The organism is Desulfothermus sp., from assembly GCF_053993635.1.
Genome location: NZ_JBMYBT010000148.1, coordinates 1 through 6,459, shown reverse-complemented (window position 1 = coordinate 6,459; position 6,459 = coordinate 1). Strand labels below are relative to the sequence as shown.

The following is a 6,459-nucleotide window of genomic DNA, read 5'->3' as shown; positions in this document are numbered from 1 at the left end:
TTAAATTGTTCTGGAAAACAAAAACAACTAATTACACCAGAATCACAATTATAGATAGAGCTATTAAATAAAAAACTTCTTTAAACAATAACTGGTATTAAATTAAAGGATAGAGTTGATGAGTCATTTTATTCCTCCTTATGCAATTTATTTTTGCATACCAAGGAGGAAGCTTCAGGCGGGTTCTCGTGAAATGGGCTTAGGGTAGAGGCAAATCACCCTTTCCGAGAACGAAGCAGTTAGCCTCGAAGCTTCGTCCTTTTTTATCTCTAGGCCGGTCTTCCGACTTGAGGATCATCCTACTTATCCTGTTGAATAACCTTAAGGAATTCAACAGGACTCGCCCTGATTAATATAATTTTCTTATTTGGAATATCATCAGGGCGAGCTGGAGCCTTCCCCTTGCCACCTTTAACCGAGCTCCTTAATTTTTGGAGTCGTGGTGAAAAGGTGCCAAGAGTGGCAATAATTCCAGCTTTCGTCCCCTCTCACGGCTGCGGGCCAGTGCCGGATTTTCACCGGCTTCCCGTTTCACCCTGAATACAGGGAACCTAGAGATATTTTGTTTAAATTTTTTATGGGAACTTATCTTTAGAATCTAATGTTGTCAACCATATTTTTAAAAACCTTAAACAGTTCAGCGTGAAAGGGGATTTTCTCAGATAAAAAAAGACTCCTTCCTCCCAGGTCGAATTTCCCCTTAAAACAAATAAATATTTTGAGAAATGTGACGGAATATAAGAAAAGAGGATAAATATATAAATAAATATTTTTTCTTGACCTTATATAGAAAATTTGTTCTCATTTATAGAAATTAAGTTTGGGGAGGGATAGAGATGATTACAGAGAGACAAAAACAACTATTAGAATTTATTGAAAAATTTATGTCAGAACATGGAATGGCACCTACCATTAGAGAAATTGGAGAAGGGATAGGTGTAAAGTCAACTGGGGCAGTGTATGATATACTAAAAAGGCTTGAGGCAAAGGGATATTTACAAATCCCAAAAGGAACAAAGAGGTCTATTAAACTCCTCAAATCTCATTTTTTTGGCATCCCAATAATTGGCAATATCCCTGCTGGAGATCCCATTCTACCCTATGAAGACATAGAAGAAATTGTCCCTCTGGATCCAAGATATTTTGGGGGTGAGAAATTATATGGCCTAAGGGTGGTTGGAGACTCCATGATAGAGGCGGGAATATGTGAAGGGGACATCGCAATTATACGGCCAGAGACATTTGCCCCAGATGGTAAAATAGTGGCTGCACTGTTAGATGAAATAGAACCTGAGGTTACTTTAAAGTATTTATACAAAAAGAACGGTGGATTTTCTCTAGTTCCTGCAAATCCCAATTATGAGGAAAGGTTTTTTACAGCAGAAGATGTTGCACGCTCCAAGATAAGGGTAATTGGAACAATGGTAGGTCTTATTAGAAAATACATCCCATGACAGAGTTTGTACACCTTCACATGACCAGTAGCTTTTCTTTTTTGTGGGGGACATTTTTGCCAGAAGAACTTATAAATTACGCATACCAGCTAAAATTTCCATACATAGCACTAACAGATAACAACACCCTACTTGGTATTACAAGATTTTATGTGTGCGCAAAAAAATATGGCATAGATCCAATAATAGGAGCACAAATAGATATAAAAGATGCAGGCAGGATTGTTTTTTTAGTGAAAAATATAGATGGATATAAAAACTTATGCAGAATAATTACTCAAAAAAATATAAAAAAACAAATTATTTTAAAAGATATATATAATTTAACAAATGGACTTATATGCATTACTGGCGGCAGATTTTCTTTAGAAAGGATCTATATACAAAAGAGACAAATAGATTATGCAATATATAATTTAAAAAATCTAAAAGAATTATTTAGACAAAATTTATATATTGCCATACAAAATCATAAATTATCAGATGATAAAAAAGTTGTGGATATACAGCTAGATATTTCAAGAAAATTTAATATAGATACAGTTGTGACCCATGAAGTTGCCTATTTGAAAAAACAGGATAGTGATTTACACAAAATCTTTTGTAATATATTGAAAAAGTATCACCACAAAAAAGATATATCTCCTCTGCCTGGAGACAACTTCTTTTTAACATCAAATGCATATATGGAAAAACTTTTTGCAAATAACAAAAATGCCCTTTATAATAGCTATAAAATAGCCAAGATGTGTAAAGAATTTGAACTACCCTTAAATAAAATAGGTCCTCCTAAAATTTTTTCATCTCCCAATAAAAGTTATAAAAGACTCTCTTCCATTTGCTTTAAAATACTTGCCAGAAAAAACTCTCCAGTATCAATTGAATATTTAGAAAGGATTGTAAAAGAACTTGAAGTGATAAAAAGACACAAATTATCAGATTTTTTTTTGATTGCAAGAGATATTTATGAGTTTTCCCAAAAAAGGAACATCAGGTGTTCAATTAGAGGGTCTGCTGCAAGCTCTTTAGTGGTTTATCTTTTATTTGGAGGAGTGGATCCTGTTGAAAACAATTTGTTATTTGAAAGGTTTTTAAATGAGGGAAGGCAGGATTTTCCAGATGTGGATATGGATTTTGATTCTGAGAGGCGAGATGAGGTTTTTGAGTTTATTTTTGATAAATACAGGGACAGATGTGGCCTTCTTTCCACTGTTTTGACCTTTAGGGTACGCGGGGCTGTTAGGATGATAGGAAGGGCTCTGGATTATCCCTATAATGAGATCAAAAGATTATGTGCCTCTCTTCCTAGTGCCATGAGAAGGATAGATATAGATTCTGCCCTAAAAAAATATCCTGAATTAAAAAATCATCCTATTTTAAAAGAACACAAGCTCCTTGAGATGGTAAAAAAGGCAACTTTCCTACCCTATGCTAGCTCCACCCATCTAGGTGGAGTTATTATTTTAGAGGAGCCACTAGAAAATATTATTTCAATTCACCTCTCCAACAAAGGGTATCCAGTAGCTGAACTAGATAAAGAGGATGTAGAAAAGTGGGGGCTATTTAAACTGGATATACTTGGACTTAGGATGCACACGGCAATAGCAAAGTCTCTCTATTTTTTAAAAAAAGATATATCCATAGAGGAAATTCCTTTAGATGACGAGGCTACTTATAAAACCCTTCAAAAAGGGGATACAATAGGAGTTTTTCAACTGGAATCTCCAGGTCAAAGGGAACTTGTAAGGAGACTTAAACCAAAAAATTTTTTTGATATTGTAGTAGAGATCTCCCTTTTTAGGCCCGGTCCTGTAAAAGGCAATATGATGTCTGATTTCCTGGATAGAAGAGATGGAAAACAGCCTATTTTCTATCCATGCAAGGAACTTATTCCCATATTAAAAGACACAAATGGTGTAATAGTATTCCAGGAACAGGTATTAGAGATTGCCCACTCTTTTGCAGGGATGAGTTATAGCGAGGCAGATGCATTTAGAAGGGCCATGACAAAGGACAGGAGTAAAGAAGAAATGGAATCATTAAAAGAAAAGTTCATCAATGGTGCAATTAAATTAGGACATGATGAGTCTGTTGCAGAAAATGTATTTGATATGGTATCCTGCTTTGCTGCTTATGGTTTTTGCAAGGCACATGCAGCCTCTTTTGCGCATATTACTTATATAAGTGGCTATTTAAAGACACACTATCCTTTAGAATTTTATCTGGGACTTTTAAATGCAGGATGTGTTGGCTCATATCCACCATCAGTTATTTTAAATGAAGCAAAGACAAAAGGTATTTCCCTCTACCCTCCCCATGTAAATTACAGCGACCTTAACTTTTCTCCATATAAAAATGGGATCATATATCCTCTAACAACAGTAAAATTTTTAGGTGAAAAAACAGCTAAAACCATTATTAAAGAAAGAGAAAAAAATGGGTTATTTAAAAATGAGTTTGATCTCGATTCCAGATGCAAACTTTCCCATAGGGTAATAAATATGTTGAAGATAGCCGGGGCAATTTGATACATATTAATTAAAATTTTTAAACAAGTAACATCTAAGATATGAATTATAATAACTTTATAAAAAATTGGTGTATTAGAGAACAAATAGCCTTAAAAATTCCCTGTAGGTTCCATCCCCTTGAAAAGATACGTCCTCTGTTAAAAAACAAGGGATTTATTGATTCTAATACACTTTCAAAGATGAAAAACAACAACATAGTGCAAATAGCTGGTAAGGTGATTTTAGTGCACACTCCACCTACACGCACTAGCACTCGGGTTATGTTTGTCACATTAGAAGATGAAAAGGGATTAATAGATGTTGTGATAATACCAGAAAATGCCCCAGAATGTGCCAGAGATGTTTTAAACAAAGATATAGTGTTTTTAAAGGGGACTACTAGAAAAACACCAGGTTCTCTTGTAAAGGTTATAGCAATCTCCCCTGTAAGGATCAAAAAATAAATTTATTTGAAAATATTACAGGATCATGATATATGCAGTTTCAAACTACCTTAAATAATAAATATTTTGCATAGTTGTTAAATTAATTAAAGGGGTAATTTATGAAAAAATCAATGTTATTAAAGGCTGCCCTGGGAGATATTCCCTGTGATTTGGTCATAAAAAATGGGAAAATAATAGACGTATTTAATGGTGATATAGTTGAACAAGACCTTGGGATATATAATGGCTATATTGTTGGTATAGGAGATTACACTGGTAAAAATGAAGTAGATATAAAAGGGAAATATATATCTCCTGCATTTATTGATGCCCATATCCATATAGAATCTACTATGCTCACTCCATTAGAATTTGCCAGAGTTGCAATAAAACATGGAACCCAGGCAGTTATCTGTGATCCACATGAAATAGCAAATGTTATGGGAATAAAGGGAATAGAATTATTTATAAAAATGAGTGAAAACCTTCATGTAGAGTTCTATTTTATGGCCCCTTCTTGTGTTCCAGCAACCAATATGGAGACATCTGGTGCAGCTATTAAAAGTGAACACATAGAATATCTATACAAAAAATATCCTGATAAAATCTTAGGACTGGCTGAAGTTATGAATTTCCCTGGAGTTATCTTTCAGGATAAAGATATCTGGGAAAAACTGGCCATATCCAGAGGAAAAATCATTGACGGACATTGTCCTATGCTTAGTGGAAAAGAGTTAAATGCATATATACTTGCAGGTCCGAAAAGTGACCATGAATGTACAACAAAACCAGAAGTAGAAGAAAAACTAACAAGGGGAATGTATATATTTGCAAGAAATGGATCTACAGAGAAAAATCTTCCTGCTATAATACCAGTTGTAAATCAAAAAAATGTTAGAAACTTTTGTTTAGTTACAGATGATAGACATCCTAAAGAACTAATACAAAAAGGACATATGGATTATAATATTAAAGAGGCTATAAAACATGGAGCAGATCCCATATGGGCAATTCAAATGGCCACTATAAATCCTGCACATTATTATAATTTAAATGATATAGGCATAATATCTCCTGGATATAAAGCAAATTTTGTAATAATAAATGATCTTTTTGAGCTAGATGTTGAATATGTATATATCAATGGAACTTCCGCTTCTAAGTTAAAATGGGAAAAAATAAATATCCCAATGAAAAATAGTATTAACGCAAAAATAGATGAAAATTCAATAAAAATAAAGGATGTGAAAGGCAAAAAAGTGCATGTTATAGGAATAAAAAAAGATGAAATAATAACAGAGCATCTAATATTGCCAATAGAGGATGTAATAATTAAACAAGATAATTGTTATGTTCCCAATGTAAATAATGATGTTTTAAAATTAGTTGTAATAGAGAGGCATAAAGATTCAGGCAATATAGGAATAGGATTTGTAAAGGGATTTGGCATAAAAAAAGGAGCTATTGCATCTACTATTGCCCATGATTCCCATAATATAATATGTGCAGGGTCAAATGACGATGATATATTGTTTGCAGTAGAGCTTATCTCAAAAACAGGGGGCGGAATGGTTGTGGTGAAAGACAAAAACGTGCTAGGTCATTTGCCCCTTCCTTTAGCTGGACTTATAAGTGATAGACCAGCAGAAGAGGTAATGCAACTTGAAGAGCAAATAAATTTTGCAGCTAAACAACTTGGAGACACTATTACAAATCCCTTTATGTATCTATCCTTTCTGGCACTTCCTGTTATACCTCACCTAAAATTAACAGATATGGGGCTTGTTGACGTAGATAAGTTTAGTTTTATTTCCCTCTTTGAGTAATAGATAAACTGGATTTTATAGTCTCCTTAATACATGGGGAGGTTTATCCTGGATCAGAATATTGTTCTTTGATTTTAATAATTGATGGTAATACTTTTTCAAAGGCATCAACTAATATTGGGTCAAAGTGTTTTCCCTTTTCTTCTAAAATTAAATTCACCGCCTTTTCAATATCCCAGGCTTCTTTATAAGGACGCTTACTGGTGAGTGCGTCAAATACATC

The 6,459-nt window shown here is 33.8% G+C and carries 5 protein-coding genes and 1 riboswitch; of the genes, 4 read left to right on the top strand and 1 reads right to left on the bottom strand.

Annotated features, from left to right (window positions below; all coding sequences use genetic code 11):
- Window positions 1-255: 255 nt before the first annotated feature.
- Window positions 256-570, bottom strand: a riboswitch (cobalamin riboswitch).
- Window positions 571-836: 266 nt separating this feature from the next.
- The 4 genes from lexA to ade all read left to right on the top strand — a co-directional run bounded on the left by lexA (window position 837) and on the right by ade (window position 6,236).
- Window positions 837-1,454, top strand: a complete 618-nt coding sequence (gene lexA / locus ACY2V1_RS10885) for a transcriptional repressor LexA (RefSeq protein ID WP_461834825.1) — start codon at window positions 837-839, stop codon at window positions 1,452-1,454.
- Window positions 1,451-3,982: a DNA polymerase III subunit alpha gene (dnaE, locus tag ACY2V1_RS10880; RefSeq protein WP_461834824.1), complete on the top strand. Its 2,532-nt coding sequence runs from the start codon at window positions 1,451-1,453 to the stop codon at window positions 3,980-3,982. Before lexA ends, dnaE begins: the two co-directional genes overlap by 4 nt.
- A 41-nt stretch (window positions 3,983-4,023) precedes the next feature.
- Window positions 4,024-4,428 (top strand): OB-fold nucleic acid binding domain-containing protein, encoded by a 405-nt coding sequence (locus tag ACY2V1_RS10875; protein WP_461834823.1) that lies wholly within the window; start codon window positions 4,024-4,026, stop codon window positions 4,426-4,428.
- 101 nt (window positions 4,429-4,529) lie between these two features.
- Complete coding sequence (gene ade / locus ACY2V1_RS10870; RefSeq protein WP_461834822.1) at window positions 4,530-6,236, top strand: adenine deaminase; 1,707 nt, start codon at window positions 4,530-4,532, stop codon at window positions 6,234-6,236.
- A gap of 43 nt (window positions 6,237-6,279) precedes the next feature.
- Here the strand turns inward: ade and ACY2V1_RS10865 are convergent.
- The coding region (locus ACY2V1_RS10865; RefSeq protein ID WP_461834821.1) for an HD-GYP domain-containing protein at window positions 6,280-6,459 on the bottom strand (180 nt) is incomplete at its 5' end.

Bases quoted from the DNA above. Each gene is read 5' to 3' on its own strand.
- lexA (WP_461834825.1), top strand. From the start codon at position 837: ATGATTACAGAGAGACAAAAACAACTATTAGAATTTATTGAAAAATTT.
- dnaE (WP_461834824.1), top strand. From the start codon at position 1,451: ATGACAGAGTTTGTACACCTTCACATGACCAGTAGCTTTTCTTTTTTG.
- ACY2V1_RS10875 (WP_461834823.1), top strand. From the start codon at position 4,024: ATGAATTATAATAACTTTATAAAAAATTGGTGTATTAGAGAACAAATA.
- ade (WP_461834822.1), top strand. From the start codon at position 4,530: ATGAAAAAATCAATGTTATTAAAGGCTGCCCTGGGAGATATTCCCTGT.